Origin of the sequence: Magnetovibrio blakemorei (assembly GCF_001746755.1) — a bacterium.
Taxonomy (GTDB): Bacteria; Pseudomonadota; Alphaproteobacteria; order Rhodospirillales; family Magnetovibrionaceae; genus Magnetovibrio; species Magnetovibrio blakemorei.
In genome coordinates this window covers 1-18728 of the sequence record NZ_MCGG01000032.1, presented here as the reverse complement: position 1 = coordinate 18728, position 18728 = coordinate 1, and the positions used below count along the sequence as shown (strand labels likewise).

The 18728-nt window shown below is 55.8% G+C and carries 19 protein-coding genes; 13 read left to right on the top strand and 6 right to left on the bottom strand.

Annotation, left to right across the window (positions count from 1 at the left end; translation table 11 throughout):
* From BEN30_RS18650 to BEN30_RS10705, 4 genes are all read left to right on the top strand, one after another.
* Positions 1-341: hypothetical protein (locus tag BEN30_RS18650; RefSeq protein WP_170827029.1), on the top strand; the 341-nt coding region annotated here is incomplete at its 5' end.
* A gap of 3 nt (positions 342-344) precedes the next feature.
* On the top strand, positions 345-689 hold the full coding sequence (locus BEN30_RS10715; protein WP_069958347.1) for a hypothetical protein: 345 nt from the start codon (positions 345-347) through the stop codon (positions 687-689).
* A 74-nt stretch (positions 690-763) separates the two neighbouring features.
* The gene (locus BEN30_RS10710) at positions 764-1342 is read left to right on the top strand and encodes a TetR/AcrR family transcriptional regulator (protein WP_069958346.1); all 579 of its coding nucleotides are present in this window, start codon (positions 764-766) and stop codon (positions 1340-1342) included.
* A gap of 71 nt (positions 1343-1413) precedes the next feature.
* Positions 1414-3354: a transglycosylase domain-containing protein gene (locus BEN30_RS10705; protein WP_069958345.1), complete on the top strand. Its 1941-nt coding sequence runs from the start codon at positions 1414-1416 to the stop codon at positions 3352-3354.
* Here the strand turns inward: BEN30_RS10705 and BEN30_RS10700 are convergent.
* Positions 3337-4560 carry a multidrug effflux MFS transporter gene (locus BEN30_RS10700; protein ID WP_069958344.1) on the bottom strand — a complete coding sequence of 408 codons (1224 nt, stop codon included), beginning with the start codon at positions 4558-4560 and terminating at the stop codon, positions 3337-3339. The two genes, BEN30_RS10705 and BEN30_RS10700, sit on opposite strands and share 18 nt — an antisense overlap.
* A gap of 37 nt (positions 4561-4597) precedes the next feature.
* The gene (gene rfaE1 / locus BEN30_RS10695; RefSeq protein ID WP_069958343.1) at positions 4598-6085 is read right to left on the bottom strand and encodes a D-glycero-beta-D-manno-heptose-7-phosphate kinase; all 1488 of its coding nucleotides are present in this window, start codon (positions 6083-6085) and stop codon (positions 4598-4600) included.
* Positions 6086-6480: 395 nt separating this feature from the next.
* On the opposite strand from rfaE1, the gene BEN30_RS10685 reads away from it, so the two are divergent.
* Positions 6481-6954, top strand: coding sequence for a hypothetical protein (locus BEN30_RS10685; protein ID WP_139134978.1), 474 nt, complete (start codon positions 6481-6483; stop codon positions 6952-6954).
* 39 nt (positions 6955-6993) lie between these two features.
* Here the strand turns inward: BEN30_RS10685 and BEN30_RS10680 are convergent, their stop codons facing one another.
* On the bottom strand, positions 6994-7947 hold the full coding sequence (locus BEN30_RS10680; RefSeq protein WP_069958340.1) for a UDP-glucuronic acid decarboxylase family protein: 954 nt from the start codon (positions 7945-7947) through the stop codon (positions 6994-6996).
* Between the two features lie 112 nt (positions 7948-8059).
* The gene (locus BEN30_RS10675) at positions 8060-8815 is read right to left on the bottom strand and encodes a metallophosphoesterase family protein (RefSeq protein ID WP_069958339.1); all 756 of its coding nucleotides are present in this window, start codon (positions 8813-8815) and stop codon (positions 8060-8062) included.
* 134 nt (positions 8816-8949) lie between these two features.
* On the opposite strand from BEN30_RS10675, the gene BEN30_RS10670 reads away from it, so the two are divergent.
* Genes BEN30_RS10670 through BEN30_RS10655 form a run of 4 tightly spaced genes read left to right on the top strand, consistent with a single transcriptional unit; the run spans position 8950 to position 13094 of the window.
* Positions 8950-10212, top strand: coding sequence for an EAL domain-containing protein (locus BEN30_RS10670; RefSeq protein ID WP_069958338.1), 1263 nt, complete (start codon positions 8950-8952; stop codon positions 10210-10212).
* On the top strand, positions 10212-11498 hold the full coding sequence (locus tag BEN30_RS10665; protein ID WP_084005398.1) for an EAL domain-containing protein: 1287 nt from the start codon (positions 10212-10214) through the stop codon (positions 11496-11498). Before BEN30_RS10670 ends, BEN30_RS10665 begins: the two co-directional genes overlap by 1 nt.
* Positions 11495-12268, top strand: a complete 774-nt coding sequence (locus BEN30_RS10660; RefSeq protein ID WP_069958336.1) for an ABC transporter ATP-binding protein — start codon at positions 11495-11497, stop codon at positions 12266-12268. Before BEN30_RS10665 ends, BEN30_RS10660 begins: the two co-directional genes overlap by 4 nt.
* Positions 12258-13094: an ABC transporter permease gene (locus tag BEN30_RS10655; protein WP_245649040.1), complete on the top strand. Its 837-nt coding sequence runs from the start codon at positions 12258-12260 to the stop codon at positions 13092-13094. Before BEN30_RS10660 ends, BEN30_RS10655 begins: the two co-directional genes overlap by 11 nt.
* 15 nt (positions 13095-13109) lie before the next feature.
* Here BEN30_RS10655 and gss read toward each other — a convergent pair whose 3' ends face one another.
* Positions 13110-14996 (bottom strand): bifunctional glutathionylspermidine amidase/synthase, encoded by a 1887-nt coding sequence (gss, locus tag BEN30_RS10650; protein ID WP_069958335.1) that lies wholly within the window; start codon positions 14994-14996, stop codon positions 13110-13112.
* Between gss and BEN30_RS10645 the strand changes: the two genes are divergently transcribed.
* Positions 14995-15201: a hypothetical protein gene (locus tag BEN30_RS10645; RefSeq protein ID WP_069958334.1), complete on the top strand. Its 207-nt coding sequence runs from the start codon at positions 14995-14997 to the stop codon at positions 15199-15201. The genes gss and BEN30_RS10645 overlap by 2 nt on opposite strands.
* A gap of 170 nt (positions 15202-15371) precedes the next feature.
* Entirely contained in the window at positions 15372-16334 is a 963-nt protein-coding gene (locus tag BEN30_RS10640; protein ID WP_069958333.1) for a response regulator transcription factor, read from the top strand.
* Here BEN30_RS10640 and cobT read toward each other — a convergent pair.
* Complete coding sequence (cobT, locus tag BEN30_RS10635) at positions 16331-17365, bottom strand: nicotinate-nucleotide--dimethylbenzimidazole phosphoribosyltransferase (protein WP_069958332.1); 1035 nt, start codon at positions 17363-17365, stop codon at positions 16331-16333. The two genes, BEN30_RS10640 and cobT, sit on opposite strands and share 4 nt — an antisense overlap.
* Positions 17366-17468: 103 nt before the next feature.
* Between cobT and BEN30_RS10630 the strand changes: the two genes are divergently transcribed.
* Together BEN30_RS10630 and BEN30_RS10625 are read left to right on the top strand one after the other, a co-directional pair.
* Positions 17469-18353 (top strand): adenosylcobinamide-GDP ribazoletransferase, encoded by an 885-nt coding sequence (locus tag BEN30_RS10630; RefSeq protein ID WP_139134976.1) that lies wholly within the window; start codon positions 17469-17471, stop codon positions 18351-18353.
* Positions 18350-18728 (top strand): histidine phosphatase family protein (locus BEN30_RS10625; protein ID WP_139134975.1); only part of this gene is annotated, 379 nt, incomplete at its 3' end. The genes BEN30_RS10630 and BEN30_RS10625, both read left to right, overlap by 4 nt.

Sequence of the window (18728 nt, the reverse complement as noted above, 5' to 3'; positions counted from 1 at the left end):
ACTTTTACGCCACCCAAACCGGACTGTTGGACGGCCTGATTTTGCGTGCCGAAGCGCAAGACACAGGTGTGGGATGCCTGTTGACCGGCAAAGCCATCAAAATAATGGGTGATAAATTACCCGCAGCCTTGCGCCCGAAGCCGGGTCAAACAACGGGCACCCCGGAAGGCTGCTCCGTGATGATGGTGAAAAACATCAAAGCGCAGTTGGGCATCATCGCCGACATCCAGAAAGCCATGGGCGGCCTGAATGCAGATGCGGTGAAGAGCGTTCAAGACATCACCATGCAAGCCATCCGCGCCGTGTTGACGGTGGAAATGCTCAAGAAAAAAGGGGAATAGGCCATGACAGTCAATGTTGAACAGGTGCTGGAAGCGGTGACCGCTGCCGGAAAAGAGGTGTTCGCGGACAACTGGGGAACCATTTCGACCTATGCGGAAACCGAGTTCAAAAAAATGTCCCAGCAGATGGTGGACATTGCAGCAAACGTGGCCAAGCATGAAATTGACGCGAGCCAAGGTTACAGCGCCGAAGTTGGAAAAATGCTCATGGATATGCAGCGTCTGTCCACGATCAGTGTGTTGATCGCCATGTCGGCCATGACCATGGTTGCCGCCCAACAAGCGCTCAATGCCATGCTCGAAATCGTCAAAAACACCTTGGGCGGGGTGATCGGGTCGATTTTGTAGGCAACGCATTGACAACACCATTCCCCACACCATAATGTAATCGAGTGTTTACTTATGGCGAGACGGAATGACCCATGCGCTCCGGTGAAGCGACCAAAGAAAAAATCAAACGTGCGGCGCTTGAGCTGTTTGTGCAAAAAGGCGTGGACGCGGGCGGTATGCGCGACATCGCCACCGCGTCAAACATCACCGAAGGTGCAATTTATCGTCATTTCAAAGGCAAAGACGATCTGATCTGGCAATTGTTCGCCGATAATTTCAGCGGCTTCGCCACCACGCTTAACGATTTGCAAAATGAACAAAACACCTTGGCGGGCAAGATCGACGCCATGGTGCGGGGCTTTTGCCGGTTCTATGATGACGACGAAACCTTGTTTCGGTTTTTGCTGTTGGTCCAACACGGCCAACTGGCCAAAGTGTCTGAGGACATGCAAAACCCCATCGACATAGTCCAAGGCGTCCTTCAAGGGGGCATCGAGGCGGGAGAAATTGGTGGAGCTTCTGCACAAGAAGCAACCGCGTGGCTGTTTGGCATTGTCTTGCAAACGGCAACCTTTCACATTTATGGCCGATTGAGCGGCCCCATGACGAAACGTGCCGACGCCTTGAGCCAGGCGTGCTTGGCGGTTTTGGCCTTGCCAGCTGATCGTTAAGCCTCACCGCCGCAAACCGTTCCAAAAAGTTCATTCTCTCTTAACAGCAGGGGCTACATATTGAAGGAATCATGAGAAAAAAAGCCGCCAACGACGCCTCATTTTTACACACCACGGAACGCCCCAAACGCTGGAAACGCATTGCCTATTGGGTTTTGGTGGGCAGTGTGTGGGGGGTGATCGTGCTGGGGTTGGGCGCGGTGTACATCGCGTGGGATTTGCCCAATGTCGATGAAGCCATTGCCGCCACCCGCAAACCAAACGTCCGGGTGGTGACCCGGGACGGGGTGGAATTGGCCCGGCGCGGCGATAAATTTGGTCAAGCGGTGCGTTTGAACGAACTGCCGCCCGAACTGGCCCACGCGGTGTTGGCCACCGAAGACCGGCGCTTTTACGATCACATGGGCATTGACCCCATCGGCATCGCGCGCGCCATGTGGGTGAACGTGCGCGCCGGGGGGATACGTCAAGGGGGGTCGACCCTGACCCAACAGGCGGCGAAGAATTTGTTTTTGACAACCCAGCGCACGCTCAAACGCAAGCTGCAAGAAGTTGTGTTGGCGCTGTGGCTGGAAGCCAAGTTCTCCAAAGATCAAATCCTCACCATCTATCTCAACCGAGTCTATTTTGGCCAAGGGGCCTACGGCGTGGATGCGGCGGCGCGGACTTATTTTAAGGTCTCGGCCCGTGATATGACACCTTATGAAGCGGCGCTGTTGGCGGGCATGCTGAAAGGGCCCAACAAATACAATCCCATGCTCAATCCCGATTTGGCGCGCGATCGCACCGAAGTGGTCCTCAGCAATATGGTTGCGGCAGGATATTTAAGTGCAGCCGATCGCGCCACCATCAAACCGCCCGCCCAGTGGTGGCGCTACACCAGCAAAAAATATGAACCGTTAGGCCTGCATTACGCCGATTGGGTATTGGATCAGCTCACCGATTACATCACGCTGGATCAAGATGTGACGGTGATTGTGACGTTGAATGCCCGCATGCAACGCAGCGCGGAACGCCTGGTCGAAAAGGTTATGCAAAAGAGTGGCCCCGCCGCCAAACGCGGCGTGTCGGAAGTTGCCCTGGTGGCGTTGGCCCCCGACGGCGCGGTGCTCGCTATGGTCGGTGGCACGGATTATAAAGTGAGCAAGTTTAACCGCGCCGTGCAAGCCAAGCGGCAACCGGGTTCCGCCTTTAAGCCGGTGGTGTATTTGGCCGGATTGGAAGCGGGGCTGAGTCCCAACTCGGTGCTCAAAGACGCGCCCATCACCGTTGATGGCTGGTCGCCGGAAAACTTCAAAAAAGAATATCTTGGCTCCATCACCTTAAGCGATGCATTGGCGCGTTCCATCAACACGGTGGCGGTTGAAGTGTCGGAAAAAGCCGGGCGCCTACACGTTCAGGACACGGCGCGGAAGTTGGGCATTACCGCACCGCTCACCGATGAAGCCTCGTTGGCGTTGGGAGTGAGCGAAGTGAGCTTGCTGGAAATGACGGCGGCATACGGTCCGTTCGCCACCGGCGGACTAGGCGTGTGGCCTTATGCCATTTCAGAAATTCAAGACACCCAGGGGCGTCCGCTTTATGTGCGCTCTGGCGGCGGGCCGGGTCGGGTTATTCCTGGAAGTTACGCCGGGGCTATGAACAGCATGCTGTCTAAAGTTATGCTTGATGAACACGGCACTGGAAAAGCCGCCCGCTTGGACCGTCCCGCTGCAGGCAAAACCGGGACCTCGCAAGACTATCGGGATGCCTGGTTTATTGGTTATACCCCTGACCTTATAGCCGGAGTATGGATGGGCAACGACAATGGCGACGCGATGAAAACCGTCACCGGGGGATCGTATCCGGCGCGGCTGTGGCGCGATTTTGTCACCGCGGCGCTGGTCAACACGGTGGCCAAAGACCTGCCGACGGGTGCGGTCCAGGAAGACGCAACGTCCGGGGGCGGCGCAGCAGACAATGCCTTCGAAAAATTCGTCAAAGGTGTGTTTAAATCAATCTTTGGAAACTGATGGATCGCTTTGGTCTGTCGCGGCGGCGTGTTTGACAATCTGTCGTGAGAACAGCCATGCAAACGTTCCTGTGGTGCAAATGACAGCCATCATCGGCATCTGGGTGCCGTCGAACAGAACCCCCACCATCAAACCCATAAAGGCGGACAAAGCCATTTGGGTAAAGCCCAACAAGGCTGAAGCGGTCCCGGCCATGTGCGGAAACGGGCCAATCGCGCCGGCCATGGAATTGGGCATGATGAAGCCGACTGAAAAAGCATAAAAGAAAATCGGCGCGACGACGCTGGGGATGGTGGAGGGGGCAATGGCGGCGATCAACACACCCGCCACGCCGGCGATCAATCCGATCCGCCCGCCGATGCCGATGAGCCGCTCGAAGGTCATGAATTTTAACAACCGCGCTGCGGCCTGCGCGCCAAACATATAGCCCATCACAACCACACCGAAGGCGAAGCCAAAGGTTTCAGGGGTCATGGAAAAGTGGGTGATGAGGACAAAACTTGAGCCGGAAATAAACGCAAACAATCCGGCAAAACTGAATGCATTGGCCAGGGCAAAGCGCTGAAAAGACGAGTTTTTGAGCAGCGCCCAATAGTTTGAGATCATACGCTGAGGTGACAGCGCCGAGGGGTTGGCGTGACGGATGGTTTCGGGCAAACGCAAAACCGTGAGGCCAAGCAAAACGATGCCAATGATCACCAAAGCGATAAAATTGGTTTGCCAGCCAAACCGCGTGGTCAGCTGACCGCCGATCAAGGGCGCGACCAGGGGGGCGGTGGCCATGGCCGTGCCCATATGCGCCAGTAAGCGCGCGGCGTCTTTGGTGTCGTGAATGTCGCGCACAACTGCGCGTCCGACCGCGGCACCTGCACACGCGCCAATGGCCTGGACAAACCGCGCAACGATCAACACGGTAATCGAACCGGCCATGGCGCAGGCCACGGACGCGACGGTGAACAGGAAAAGTCCGCCAATCAACACGGGCCTGCGACCGAAGCGGTCAGACAGTGGACCCAAAATCAACTGTGCACAGGCAAAGCCAACCAAATAAACACTCAACGTCAATTGTACCTGGGCCGTTGAGGCGTCGAAATAATCCGCCAGCGCGGGCATGGCGGGCAGGTACATGTCTGTGGAAATGGGCGCAATCGCCACCAACGCCGTTAACAGCGCGGCCAAAGCAAACGAATGGGGCGAAAGACGCATGGGGAAGTCCTGTGGGGGTTCGGGAATAAAAGCGGCGCTATTTTCCCATGCGTTCAATGGTGCGGGTGGTGCTGTGTCCATCGACCAATTCAGCCAACACGACGCGCCCGCCGTACCCTTGGACAATGTCCGCTCCGACCACCGTTTCAACCGTGTAGTCCGCACCTTTGACCAACACGTCGGGACGCAGGGTCTGGATCAATTCGATGGGGGTCTCGGCACTGAACAACACAATCAGATCGATGGCACTTAAAGCCCCCAACACGGCGGCGCGGGCGGCTTCCGATTGCACCGGACGGGTGGGACCTTTGAGGGTCTTCACGGAACTGTCGGAATTCAAACCCACGATCAGGCGATCACACGCTTTTCGGGCCTGACTGAGCAACGAGATGTGACCGGGGTGCAGCAAATCGAAACAGCCGTTGGTGAAGCCGACGCTCAACCCCTGCGTTTGCCAGTCGCGGACTTGGGCGGCGGCCCGTTCCAGTTCGGTGAGTTTCGCTTCGGCCAGATCTAAATCTTGATGGTGCAGGGCGCGGGACAATTCCGGGGCGCTGACCGTCGCGGTGCCGGATTTTGCCACCACAATGCCCGCCGCAATGTTGGCCAAGTAAGCCGCGGTCAAAGAGTCTGCACCACTGGCCAACGCCAAGGCCAAGGTCGCCACCACCGTGTCGCCTGCACCTGAAACGTCGAACACTTCACGCGCCTGGGCCTTTAGATGGTGGGGCTCTTGGCCGCGGAGAACCAACGTCATGCCCTCGGCACTGCGGGTCGCCAGCACGCCGCCGACGCCACACGTGTCCATCAAATGGGTGCACGCAGCAATCACTTGCTCATCGGTGTGGGCGGGCAAACCGGTGGCGTCCATCAGTTCCTTTTTGTTGGGCGTGATGATGTCGGCACCTCGGTAACGGCTGTAATCGGTGCCTTTGGGGTCGATGATGACGGTGGTGGCGGTGGCGTGGGCATATTCGATCACGCCGCGCACGATGGTGTCGGACAGTACACCTTTGCCGTAATCGGACAAAATGATCGCACCCAAAGTGCCAGAGGGGTGGGTGAGGCGTTCTAAAATCTGTACCTCAAGGCTGGCGGGCAAGGCCTGCGTGCTTTCCACATCGGCGCGCATCATTTGCTGATGGGCGCCGACAAAGCGTGTTTTTATCGTCGAGCGGCGATCTGTATCGGTGAGCAAATGGGCATTAATGGTGGTCAAGTCCGCCATAATATCAGCGATTTCGCGGCCCGGCGCATCGTCGCCAATAACGCCGATAAAGGTGCCACCGCCGCCGAGCGCGGCCAGGTTGTTGGCAACGTTTCCGGCCCCACCCAACATGGCGGTTTCGCGTTCAATGCGCAGCACCGGAATGGGGGCTTCGGGAGAAATGCGTTCGACCGCACCCCACACGTAACGGTCCAACATGATGTCGCCGATGCACAGCACTTCAGCGCCGCAGAGACGCGCGATCACGTCGCTTAAGTTAACCAGATTGGGTTTGGCTTCAGATGTTGGCGAGCTCATGGGATCTCCAGGCGCAAAAGAGCAAATCTCAGTCTCTTGTAGCGCGTTCATGCGCGAACGCCAAGACGATGAAACAGAAGTCAAAAAAGTATGAAAAAATCAAACGCTGAGATCAAGCTGCAACACGCTCACGAAGGTCTGCTTCCATTGTCCGTAACGCAACGCGCTAGACAGGAAAATAGAAACAGCCATGACGATAATCGAACAAACCTACAAGTCATTAAAATTGTTGCAGCCATAGATTGCATTTATAAGGGTTTTGATGTAATGAAATTATGATGAGGTCATAGGGGGTGTCGATTTCGTTTTTGCCGCGTGTTTTGGACACGGCGCTGCGTTGCGTGTGCATTTGGCCTGCGCTGTAGCTGTCAGCTTGTGTTTGGGGGGAGGGGGAAATGGCTACCAATTCAAATATTCCACCATCTGGTCATCGACTTGACTCTGGTCGAAGTCGTGAAATGGGGCGCGATATAGGTCTTGAGGCGGAAGCCCATGCAACTTCCACGCATCGCAACTTGCGCCAGTTGTTCCATAAGACCGAACGCGCCATTGCGGACAATGCCTTTCAACAAGCTGCCGCACATTTAGGTGAATTGATTGATGCCGCACGGGGGCATTTTCGCACCACCGAAGAGATTGCCTTTCATGCGGGCATGACGGAAGAAACGGCCGGTTGGCCGATGCATAACGCGTTGCTGGATCGGGCGCGGATTTTACAGGCGCGCTGTCAAAATGATCAAAAGGGCACCTGCATTTCGATGATCCGCAATGAATTGGTGGTGTTGCTGTCCGATATGGTGGAATACGACATCCGTTTCGCCAATGAAGTCGAAATCGCGCGTACGTGCACGAACGAGCAAGAAGCCTAGGTGACACGCGGTCCTTAAAGGCGGCCCAAACGTGCCCCCTTAGGCTGAAATCAATGTTTCAAAATAAGTGATGGTGCGCACCAATCCGTCGTCCAGGGACGTGGCGGGCTGCCAGTCCAGCTTGTCGTGCGCCAAGCTGATATCGGGGCAGCGTTGCAAGGGGTCGTCCGTGGGCAGGTTTTTATAAATGATCTCCGACTTCGACCCGGTCAGCGCAATAATTTTTTGCGCCAAGGCCTTGATGGTGAATTCATGAGGGTTGCCCAGGTTTATCGGTCCGGTGACGCCACCCGGCGCGGCCATGAGACGCAAAACCCCATCAATCAAATCATCCACATAACAAAAGGATCGGGTTTGTTGGCCGTCGCCGTAAATGGTGATGGGTTCGCCTTGCAAGGCCTGCATGATGAAGTTGGAGACCACCCGCCCGTCGTCGGGTTGCATGCGCGGTCCATAGGTGTTGAAGATACGCGCCACCCGAATGTCGAGCCCATATTGACGGTGGTAATCAAAAAACAACGTTTCCGCACACCGCTTGCCTTCGTCGTAACACGCCCGTGGACCGATGGGGTTGACGTTGCCCAAATAGTTTTCAGTTTGCGGATGAACTTCCGGGTCGCCATAAACTTCGGACGTCGAGGCCTGGAAGATGCGCGCCTTAACGCGCTTGGCCAGCCCCAACATGTTGATGGCCCCGTGTACAGAGGTCTTGGTGGTCTGCACCGAGTCTTGTTGATAGTGGATGGGCGATGCCGGACAGGCCAAGTTGTAAATTTCATCGACCTCGACATACAGCGGGAAGGTCACGTCGTGGCGCATCAATTCAAAGCGCGGATTGCCGATCAGGTGCACGATGTTGTCACGCGGCCCGGTGAAAAAATTATCCACGCACAAAACGTCGTGACCTTGGTTCAACAGGCGTTCACACAGGTGCGAGCCCAAAAACCCGGCTCCGCCGGTGACGAGAATGCGTTTGCGTTGAAAAATAGGCATCAATATCCGTTCCTTGTGCTGCAAGCGCCATCATGGCCGAAAAGGCCAAGGCAGTGCAATCATCTCGTTGAAAGCCAGCGTAAATATTGGAACCGGAAAACCTTAGAGTGGGCTAAGTTGACAAAAACCGCTGTTGGCGGCCTTCCAAAACCAACGCTGTCAAGGTTCCCGACACCCAGGCGCGGGTATCGACGGAGATACGGTTTTTTAAAATATGCGGAACATCCGAAGGGGTGTGACCGTGCACAATGATCGCCCCAAAACTCGCTGAGCTGCGTAAAAACGGTGCGCGAATCCACATCACGTCATCGGCGCTTTGCTCGGCCAGCGGAACGCCGGGGCGCAACCCGGCATGGGCGAAGACATAATCGCCTTCCCGGTGGGTCAAGCGCAGGGCGCATAAAAATCGCCGATGGGGAGTGGGGATCAAGCTCAGAGCCTGTTCCTGGAGCGCCTCTTCGGGCGTGTCATCTACCCTCGCGTCTTGGACGCCATAACTGGCCAAGGTATCGCGGCCACCGCTTTTAAGCCACAGTTTGCCCGCATCTTCACCGCGCAAAAACTGCTCCATCATATGGTCGTGATTGCCTTTGAGAAAATGACGTTCAAAGGTGCTGAACACCGGGTGGGTTGCCAATGTGCTCAGCAGCTCCAACACCTCGGCGCTGTCGGGTCCGCGATCAACATAATCGCCCAAAGTGACCAGCACACATTTGTGGCACGTAGTTGCGGCGTCGGCGGCAATGGTTTTCAAAAGTCGGCGCAGCAAATCCGCACGCCCATGGACATCGCCGATGGCATAGACGCGGGTGTTTGCGGGCACGCTTGGACGTAAAACGCCTGCGGTCGAGGGTGAAACGCTGTTCATATACCCTTACATGTTGATTTTTAGGCCAAAAAACAAGAAAAACTGTGCCGCCAACGGTATTTTAAGTCATAGCCTATTAACCTCTTAGTCATACCATGTCAAAATCCGTTTTTTAGGGAGGCCCACGTTAAAGTATGGCGGATTTTTCTGCGGGATACACGGAAGGACAAGATCAAAACGCACCCAGCCAAGAAAAACGGCTGTTGGATGTGCTTGGCCGCATGCGCAACAACATGGCGGGGGTTTACGCTGTGCATTTGCATCTGTCCGACCTGCGTCCCAGTCACCGTCAACCGCATTTTTTGCGCATGGTGTCCAGATCCCTGGACAGCCTGGCTGCGACGCAAGATATTCAGGTTTTTAATTTCACCAATTCAGACGTGGCGCTGATTTGTCGCAACACCCCCGTTGACGAAGTGGACGACGCGGTGTTCCGGGTCCGCGCCATGTTCAACGAAGACCCGCTGACCCTGTCGGAAGACGGTTCCACGGAAGACCGTTTTTCGTCGTGGTACGATTTAAGCCAGCCCACCGACATCAAAGATTTTATGGAAGCCGTGACCGAAGCGTTGAAGCATCGCGAAGAGGTTAAAAACCAGGCCTCTGAGAGTATGACAACGGGACGGGCCTCCAAGGTCATGTCGGGGACACCGCTGACCCCCGATATGTTGCAAGGGATCACGCAAAAATTGCTGGAGGTGCGGGTCGGGGATTTGGTCCACCGCCAACCCGCCGTGGTGGTGACCGCCGGGCGCAAACAAGAACTGGCGTTTCGCGAGCATTTCATCTCGATGGAAGATTTGCGCCAGCGCATCGCGCCGGAGGTGAATATCTTTTCCAGCAATTGGCTGTTTCAGTTTCTTTCGCAAACCATCGATGCGCGGGTTCTTGAAGTCCTCTCCAGGCTTGATTTCACCGATATGGATGCGCCGATCAGCGTCAATTTGAACCTGTCGACGATCATGTCGCGACCGTTTCAGAACTTTCACGCCCTGGTCGGTGACCAAACCAAAAACGTGATCATCGAAATTCAAATTATCGATGTGTTTTCGGATATGAGCGCCTATGCCTTTGCCCGTGACTGGTTGCAGTCCCAGGGCTATTCGGTGCTCATTGACGGCCTCAACCCCTTGACCCTGTGCTTTTTCGATCCGTCATCGCTGGCGGCGGATTATATCAAAATCACCTGGGGACCAGAGGTGAGCGGCGGTGTCGGTACAGAACAAACCAAGCAAATCCGCGAAGTGGTCGCTAACTTGCCGGATGGCGGTGTGGTGCTGTCGCGTGTTGACAGTGAAGAGGGCGTCAGTTGGGGACTGGATCTGGGTATTCGCTGTTTCCAGGGGCACTTTATCGATAAAGTTGTTGCGGCTATGGCAAGCAAGGGAATCATCTGATGGCGGTGCGATCCACATCGACGCCGACACACATGCATCGGCGCACACAAGAACAGTTGTTGCTGGAATATTTGCGTCGATTGGAAAATCGTCGTGAAGGGCGCAAGGCTGTGCGGATCAACATTTCCTCTCTGATGCCGGGCAACCGCCGAGAGCACCACATTCGCGCCGCCACCAACAGCTTTGAAGCCCTGGTCAGCGATTTGATGGGGCAATTGTTTGAGCTGAAAAACTTGGACATCTTTTTTATCTACAAAGCAGAAGCCCACACCCGCGTCGAGGACACGGTGCAAAAGGTCAAGTTTCTGTTTTCCGATGATCCTTTGTTTGACGAAAAAGGCCGCTCCGAAGACGAGTTCGTGTCTTGGTACGATGTCGAGACCGGCTATGACGAGCTGATCAAAATGGTCCGCGATATGAGCGAGGACGGGCGCACCGAAAAACGTCCGGTGACCCGCTCCAACGTGCGCGCGTCCTTGAAGGCCCGGCAAGATCACGGCGATCCGCTGTCGCCGGAAGTGTTGTCGCGTGCGGTCAAAGCCTTGCAGCGGACCGATTTGACCTCATTGGTGCGGCGTCAGTTTATCTGCGGCGTGACCAAAAAGCTGGTGCCGGAACCGATTTTTTCCGAAATTTATATCTCCATCATGGATTTGCGCGAAACCATGATGCCGGGCATCAACCTGACGTCCAATCGCTGGCTGTTTCAGTACCTAACCGAAAGTTTGGACAAGCGGGTGTTGTCGTTGTTGTCGAAGACGGATCGCTTTTCCATCACCGGCGACATCAGCTTTAACGTCAACGTGTCGACTTTGATGTCGCCTGAATTTATGGCTTTTGATGATGGTATTTCGGCGGCTCGTCGGGGTTCGATGGTGTTGGAGCTGCAAAAAATTGATATTTTTGCCGACTTGGGCGCCTTTTTGTTTGCCCGCGAATTTTGCCAAGAAAAGGGCTATCGCATCTGTTTGGACGGCTTGACCTATCAAAACATGTCGATGATCAACAGGGAACGTTTAGGCGTGGATTACGTCAAGGTGATGTGGAATCCCGAACTGGTCGATGGCGGCGCACAGATGCGCAAGAACTTGCGCGATCTGGTTCAAGAGGCGGGACGTTCACGGGTGATTTTGGCGCGCTGCGACAACCGGGAAGCGGTCGATTTTGGCGGCTCGGTCGGGATCACCATGTTTCAAGGCCACTACATTGAACACTTGATCGCCGAAGACGACCGCCGTCGCCAACTGTTGAAGATCAAGCATCGTATCGAACGTGACACCACATGACCGAGTCCCCAGATCCGGCGGCAATTGTTCTCACCGACGTTTGTAAATCCTTCGCCGGAGTGAAGGCTGTAAACGGCATTTCGTTTCGCGTTGAAGCCGGCCAGACGGTGGCGCTGTTGGGCGGCAATGGGGCGGGCAAAACCACCACCATTTCGATGCTTTTGGGCCTGCTCAGTCCGACCAAGGGCGAGATCCGGGTGCTGGGCGCACGCATGCCCGACGAACGGCACACAGTGCTGGGGTTGATGAATTTTTCAAGCCCCTACGTGGATTTGCCCAAACGCTTGAAGGTGTGGGAAAACTTGACGGTATACGCCCATTTGTACGGTGTTCGCGACGTCAAAGGGCGCATCAAGGAATTGGCCGATGACTTGGAACTCGAGCGTTTTCTCAAGCGCCCGTTCGGCGATTTGTCGGCCGGACAAAAAACCCGTGTCGCCTTGGCCAAGTCGTTGTTGAATGCGCCAAAATTGTTGCTGATGGATGAGCCCACGGCCTCGCTGGACCCCGATACCGGCGATTGGGTGCGCAGTTATTTGGAACGTTACCGCGAACGCACCGGGGCGACGATTTTGCTGGCTTCGCACAACATGGGCGAAGTCGAACGATTGGCCGACAACGTGTTGATGATGCGCGGCGGTAAAATTGTCGATCAGGGTTCGCCCAAAGACTTAATCAAACGCCATGGCCACGATACGTTGGAACAGGTGTTCCTCGACATCGCCCGGGCTCCGCACTTTTTGGAAGGGGAGCAAGGCCTTGAGAAATGACCAAGAGCAGGCCGTCTGCACACCGCAACCGAGCTTTTCTGTGCGGCGCATTTTTGCCTTGATGCTGCGCCATTTGTACGTGCTGCGCCGGTCTTGGCCGCGGTTGCTGGAACTGATGTACTGGCCGTTGGTGCAGATGATTTTGTGGGGCTTTGTAACCAAGTTTTTTTTGGGCCACAGCGACTGGGTGGCGCAAGCGGCGGGGGTTCTGATTTCGGCGGTGCTGCTCTGGGACGTGTTGTTTCGCGCCAACTTGGGCGTGTCGCTGCCGTTTATCGAAGAAATGTGGTCGCGCAATTTGGCCCAGCTGTTTATCAGTCCGTTGCGCGATGTGGAACTGATTGTGGCCCTGGTGATGATGAGCTTGGTGCGCACCCTGATTTCCGTCACTCCGGCGGCGTTTTTGGCGCTGCCCTTTTTTGACGTGTGGGTGTTTCAATTGGGCGTGCCGTTGCTGGCGTTTTTTGCCAATTTGTTGATTTTCGGCTCGGTCATCGGTATTGGCGTGGCGGCGTTGATCTTGCGCTTTGGCCTTGGCGCGGAAAGCTTGTGTTGGTTGGGGATCTTTTTATTGGCCCCGGTCAGCGCCATTTATTACCCGGTTAGCGCCCTGCCCGGTTGGTTGCAGACGATCGCCTTGATGCTGCCCAGCGCGCACACCTTTGAGGGCATGCGGGGCGTGTTGTTCGATGGTGTATTTTCATGGTCGCATTTTTGGTGGGCGGCCGGATTGAACGGAGTTATGCTGGCTGCGGCGTCCCTGTTTTTCCTGCACATGATGAAACAAGCCCGCATCAAAGGCTTGCTGATGCAGCAAGGCGAATAGCATTTAAAGTGCTGACTATGTTTCCAGGTTTTCATCTGAGACGATGCGCAACGGCAAGATATCGCTGTCGGCGGTGATGACGGCTGACGGGTCGGCACGCAAACAGGCGCCGCCATAACGTGCCGCGACGGAAAAGGTACAAATCTGCACGTTGAGGCCACTTAGGCGCGGCAACGGGAAAAGTTCCTGATAGACCCGCTGCTGGTCGTCGAATTGGCCATCGGTTTGGCTGATCAGATGGTTCACGTCATCGACAATGCGAATGTTTTCGCCGCACCGCCCGACGATGGGTTTGACCACATAGCCTTTGTGTTTGAGCTCATCGCTGAGCGTATAAAGGGTGTTGAGAAGATAGGGGTGATTGGGGAAGATTGACCACAAGATCGGCAACATCGCTTTGTTGCTGGGGATCAACGTCCACAGCGGTTCAAACACCATCACATCGGGGCGCAACAGAACATCGACCAGGCGCGGCGGGGTGGTGGCACGGTCGATGGTTTTGCCAAGGCGCAGATTTTCATCGTCTTCGGATATTTGATCGCGAATTTGATCAAGGGCGGTTTCCCATGCCCAGGTTTTCCACACCCATTTGATTTCTTCTCCGTCGGCATCAATGATCTGACCACCCACGCCCCAACGCAGGCTGCTGACACCGGTGACGAGCTTGCAGGTGAGACCCGCCGCCTCCATGGCGCTTTTCATAAACTGGGCGTGGTAAATTTCTTCCGGGTCGGTATCGTGCAGAATGTGCAACGTGGCATCAACGCCACTGCCGGCCCAGGCGTCTTTAAGTTGGGAAAACAGCTTTTCACCACAATCACGGCCTTCGGTGACGCCAAAGTGATCGGCCCACAAGCCCTGGACTTTGCCCGCTTCCATATAACAAGACGAAGAATCGCAGTTGTATTCAAAGACCTTCAGGCCGCGCTCGGACAGGGAAAAGTCAAATCGTCCGGCGATCATTTGATTGCGGCGGTTGTCCCACGATTGGCGAATCCGCCCCACCAGCGCCGGGGGCAGATTGAACGCGGCCAACAGGGCGTCGTCTTGCAGCACCCGATCGGTGGCGTGCATAAACATAGCGTGCAATTCATTCGTGGCACGTTTGATTTCATTGCGGGCCGTTTCGCTGATGCGAAAGTAAGCATAGGGGTCACTGGCTGCGCTTGACATCCGGTGGCCGCCCATCATCGTGATGTAGGCGGCTTCGTCCGGGTTGGCCGGATTGAGCCACGGCTTAGCGGCTTGGCCCAAGTTGGCGATGGCTCGGCGGTGGATGTTAAACAGGCCCCGATCAGGTTCGGGTATGGTTTCGGCAAAGGTGGCGTCTGCGGTTTGAATAACCCAGCCTAGGATGCCGGAATTTTCAAAAGTGCAGTCGATCCAATAGCGACCCTCATCATCGGTCCGGGCGCTCAATGCGCGGGAATAGTTTATGCCGTCCGGCCAAACCTTATCTTCCACATTTTGCTCGATGCAGTGCACCCGGTCCGCGAATACTTCGGTGACCACGGCGACATGGCCGGTGACGTTAAATTCACCGCCTTCGTTCCAGATCAAAAGGCACCCCGGTTCGGGCGGTCGTTTGGCCCCATTGGGAAAGGATTGCAGCGGCAGCTTGGAGCCATCGGCAACCACCGTTACGTCGCGCAGGCGAAAAATATCGTAAGCCATGGCAACGTCTTCAAACACGTAGCCCTTGTTGATGTAAAGCCAACGCCGCGCCAATTCGACGCATTGCCACTTGTAGCCCATATAGACGTCGTCGATCATGCTGCGAAACGCATGACGGTTGGGCAAGTCGGCGGTGTCGTAGTCCGAAGAATAGACTTCGACCCGGCCCGGACCCAAGCCCAGTACACGGCCAAAGGGGGCTTTATGATGTTTGTCGAGAGACGCCATGATGCGCGGAGATCCTGATGTGTTGAAGTCCCTAAAGTGGGGCGTGGCGGGCAGCCGTTCAAGGGCGATGCATGGGTCTTGGTGGGTGGGGCACGCGCATCATATCATCACCAGCATACGTTCCTATGTGGATTTGGCCTATGTGGATTTGGCCTATGTGGATTTGGCCTGTATGGATTTGGTCTGTGCTGATTTGTCTTGTTAATCGCCCAAACGAAAAGCTATGATTACTGTAGTCCAAATTAAGTATGACCGTCGTTGTTTTCCCGATGCTGCCAGACATCGCCAAACAGACATCGCCTAGCAAATGTCACCTCGCAAGTGGTGTTTATGGGCGTTGTTAAACAGGCCATAAGAGCGCGAAGGGAACTTGCGATGTCAGCGGCACAATACGAAAATATCCGCGTGGTTTTGGCGGAACCTTCCTCACATTTACGCTCGGAAATCGTCGCCTTGATGCACGAGCGCGGCTTTAGGAATGTGAGCGCCACCGGCAATTTGGCAGGGGTTTTGAACGCCGTTAAGAGTGGCGAAGTTGATCTGTTGATCGGCGACACCAAGCTGCCCGAAGGTGATTTGTCGGACGTAATTCATCAAATCCGTCATGGCAAAATGGGTCACAATCCGTTCATCGTCGCGATCACGTTGCTCAGTTCATCCGATACGACGTTGGTGCACAAGGTGATGGAATCGGGCACGGACCAAATTATCGTGAAGCCGTTCAACACCGAAGAAATCGTCGGCCATATCGAAAATTTGACCCATGCGCGCAAGGCGTTTGTTGTGACCACGGACTATATCGGCCCCAATCGCCGCCGCCAGGCTCGTCCGGGTACGCAGGAAATTCCCTTGATTGCCGTGCCCAATCCGTTGCGAAGCCGGATGACCGGGCAAATTTCAGAGCATTCTTTAAAACGCTCCATCGGTGCGGCGCAAAAAATCATCAACGAACAAAAAGTCATCCGCCATGCTTATCAAATTGGCTGGTTGATGAATCAGATTGGCGGAACGGATGAAGATGCCAGCGTTAATATTCCTTATGAAGAACTGAACAAGCATTTGCAGCGGCTACACTTTGTGGCGACAGACATCGCGCTGCGCATTCGCCAAACGCATTATGCGCATGTGGCGGGTCTGTGCATGACGATGCAAAATATGGCGGATAAAATCATGAAATATGGATTTGACGCCGGGGACATTCGCATGATCAAGCAGTTGTCCAGGGTCATCCAAAGCGCTTTTGACGAAAAACGTGCGGATGTGGACGAGTATCGTCGCAACTCAGAACGGGAAGCGAATCAAAACAGCAAAGCGGGCAAAAAAGCCAAGCGGGTTTAGTTCTCGGCTGATTTGGTGCTGACGCTGGCCTCAGCAAAGGTTGCCATGTCGTTGTGGCACGCCACGGCTGCTTTTAAAAGCGCCACCGCCAACACTGCACCGGTGCATTCGCCCAAGCGCATATTTTGGTCTTGCAAGGCGACTTTTCCGAGTTTTTCCAACAAAATTTTGTGGCCCGGTTCCTGACTGACGTGACCGACCTTGCAGTGGTCCAGGGCGCGTTTGTTGAGGCTGGGCAGAACAGCAGCGGCGGTGGTTGAAACAAAACCGTCGAGCATCACCGGAACTTTTTTCAACCGTGCGCCAATAATGGCCCCCGTAATCGCCGCCATTTCGCGACCGCCCAAACAGCGCATCACGTCCAAGCCGTCATGCATGTGGCCTTTGTAAAGTTTAACGCCAATGCCAATCACTTCGGCTTTGCGGCCAATGCCGGGTTTATCCAATCCGGTGCCCGGTCCGCACCACTGCAACGAACTGCCGCCGAACAGCGCCAGGCAAATCGCCGCCGATGCCGTGGTGTTGCCGATGCCCATCTCGCCCAAGCACGCCACGTCCGACGTTTCATCAACCACGTTCATGCCAAAAGCAATGGCGGCGGCGCATTCGGTGTCGGTCATGGCGGGGTTTTCGGTGAAATCCTGGGTGGGGTTGTCGAGATCCATTTGTTCGACGCACAAATTCACGCCCAAGGCTTTGCACATCTGGTTGATGGCGGCCCCGCCGCGTTCAAAATTGGCCACCATTTGCTTGGTGACGTCTTGGGGAAACGCCGACACGCCCTGGGCCACAACACCGTGGTTGCCAGCAAACACATGGGCGGTGGGGTTCTTCATCCGCGGCGGATAGCGGCCCTGCCATGTCGCGGTCCAGGCGGCCAGTTGTTCCAATCGACCTAACGAGCCAGCGGGCTTGGTCAATTGCGGCTCACGCATCTTTGCGGCCCCTGCGGCCTCCAGATCGGGACCGGGCAATTCGGTCAAAATCTGGCGGACATCGTCAAGGGTGTTGATGGTGGGCATTTTATTCATGGAACAGACTCGCGATTGGGTCACAAAGACCTTAAGATTTGAAAGTTGTTGTCCATATATACACTGACCTTAACCTTCATGCCTAAAACAAAAAGGGTGTCCCGTGAGCCAAAAAGAGTCTCCATTGTCTCTAGATCCCGCCCACCAAAGTCGGCCAGTCCTGTCCGCATTGCGGCGCTGGATGGACCGTTTCACCTTAGCATGGCTGTTTCTCACCCGTGTGCCGCTGCCAAAATGGTGGAATGCACCGCTGCCGATCGAAGAGATCGAGGGTGAGCCGGATGATAAAGCCAAGGGTATGATTCCGTTGGCGGACACGGTGCGGACTTGGCCGTTGGTCGGGCTTTTCATCGGTGCGCTCACAGGCTTGGCGCTGTGGGCGGGGGCAAAACTGGGCTTGCATCCCATCGCGGCGGGGTTTGTCGCTTTGATGGTCGGCGCCGTGCTCACCGGGGCTTTGCATGAAGACGGCCTAGCCGACGTGGCGGACGGTTTTGGCGGCGGGGCGAGTAAGGCGAAAAAACTTGCCATCATGAAAGACAGCCATATTGGCACCTATGGGGTGTTGGCATTGCTTTTGGTGACTGGTTTCAAAGCCACCTGCTTGGGCGGCTTCAATGGTCCCGGTTTGGCGGCAGGGGCGCTGGTGGGCGCGCATGTGTTGTCGCGCGCGATGATGCCTTTGCTGATGGCCTTTTTGCCCCCAGCGCGCAGCAGCGGTTTAGGCAGGGGTGCGGGTGCACCCAGTCGCGACGATGCGGTGGTGAGCGCCATCATCGGCGTGTTGTTGGGGTTGTTGGTGCTGGGGCTTGAGCCCGGCGCATTGGCCGCTGTGCTGGCGCTATCGGGGGCGGCATTTGTGGCTTGGCTGGCGCACCGTCAAATCGGCGGCTATACGGGCGACGTGCTGGGGGCGGCCCAACAGGTGGCGGAAGCCTTGATTCTGGCAGGCATGGCCGGCGCTTTTCGCACCGTGTTTTATATATGAGCTCCGCCAATGACATGATCGTCACCCGCTGGTGGCTGGTGCGTCACGCCCCGGTGGTGAACGCGCACTTAGGCGCGTTATCGGGTCAAGCGGACGTTGGGGCAGATGTTTCTGACGGTGTTGCGTTTGCCGCTATAGCCGCAAAACTGCCACCGCGTGCTCAGTGGATCGTGACCCCGCTAAGCCGTACACGACAAACGGCGCAAGCGCTTTGGGCCGCCGGCGCCCATCATGATGGGGATCCATTGGTCGAGCCCGCCTTTATGGAGCAAGCCTTTGGCGCGTGGACCGGGCTGACTTGGGCGGAGATTGGCGCCCGCGAAGACGCTCAGGCTTTCTGGGATGCTCCCGCCACTCAGGCCCCACCGCCGAGTT

Bases quoted from the DNA above. Each gene is read 5' to 3' on its own strand.
- BEN30_RS10715 (WP_069958347.1), top strand. From the start codon at position 345: ATGACAGTCAATGTTGAACAGGTGCTGGAAGCGGTGACCGCTGCCGGA.
- BEN30_RS10710 (WP_069958346.1), top strand. From the start codon at position 764: ATGCGCTCCGGTGAAGCGACCAAAGAAAAAATCAAACGTGCGGCGCTT.
- BEN30_RS10705 (WP_069958345.1), top strand. From the start codon at position 1,414: ATGAGAAAAAAAGCCGCCAACGACGCCTCATTTTTACACACCACGGAA.
- BEN30_RS10700 (WP_069958344.1), bottom strand. From the start codon at position 4,560: ATGCGTCTTTCGCCCCATTCGTTTGCTTTGGCCGCGCTGTTAACGGCG.
- rfaE1 (WP_069958343.1), bottom strand. From the start codon at position 6,085: ATGAGCTCGCCAACATCTGAAGCCAAACCCAATCTGGTTAACTTAAGC.
- BEN30_RS10685 (WP_139134978.1), top strand. From the start codon at position 6,481: ATGGCTACCAATTCAAATATTCCACCATCTGGTCATCGACTTGACTCT.
- BEN30_RS10680 (WP_069958340.1), bottom strand. From the start codon at position 7,947: ATGCCTATTTTTCAACGCAAACGCATTCTCGTCACCGGCGGAGCCGGG.
- BEN30_RS10675 (WP_069958339.1), bottom strand. From the start codon at position 8,815: ATGAACAGCGTTTCACCCTCGACCGCAGGCGTTTTACGTCCAAGCGTG.
- BEN30_RS10670 (WP_069958338.1), top strand. From the start codon at position 8,950: ATGGCGGATTTTTCTGCGGGATACACGGAAGGACAAGATCAAAACGCA.
- BEN30_RS10665 (WP_084005398.1), top strand. From the start codon at position 10,212: ATGGCGGTGCGATCCACATCGACGCCGACACACATGCATCGGCGCACA.
- BEN30_RS10660 (WP_069958336.1), top strand. From the start codon at position 11,495: ATGACCGAGTCCCCAGATCCGGCGGCAATTGTTCTCACCGACGTTTGT.
- BEN30_RS10645 (WP_069958334.1), top strand. From the start codon at position 14,995: ATGATGCGCGGAGATCCTGATGTGTTGAAGTCCCTAAAGTGGGGCGTG.
- gss (WP_069958335.1), bottom strand. From the start codon at position 14,996: ATGGCGTCTCTCGACAAACATCATAAAGCCCCCTTTGGCCGTGTACTG.
- BEN30_RS10640 (WP_069958333.1), top strand. From the start codon at position 15,372: ATGTCAGCGGCACAATACGAAAATATCCGCGTGGTTTTGGCGGAACCT.
- cobT (WP_069958332.1), bottom strand. From the start codon at position 17,365: ATGAATAAAATGCCCACCATCAACACCCTTGACGATGTCCGCCAGATT.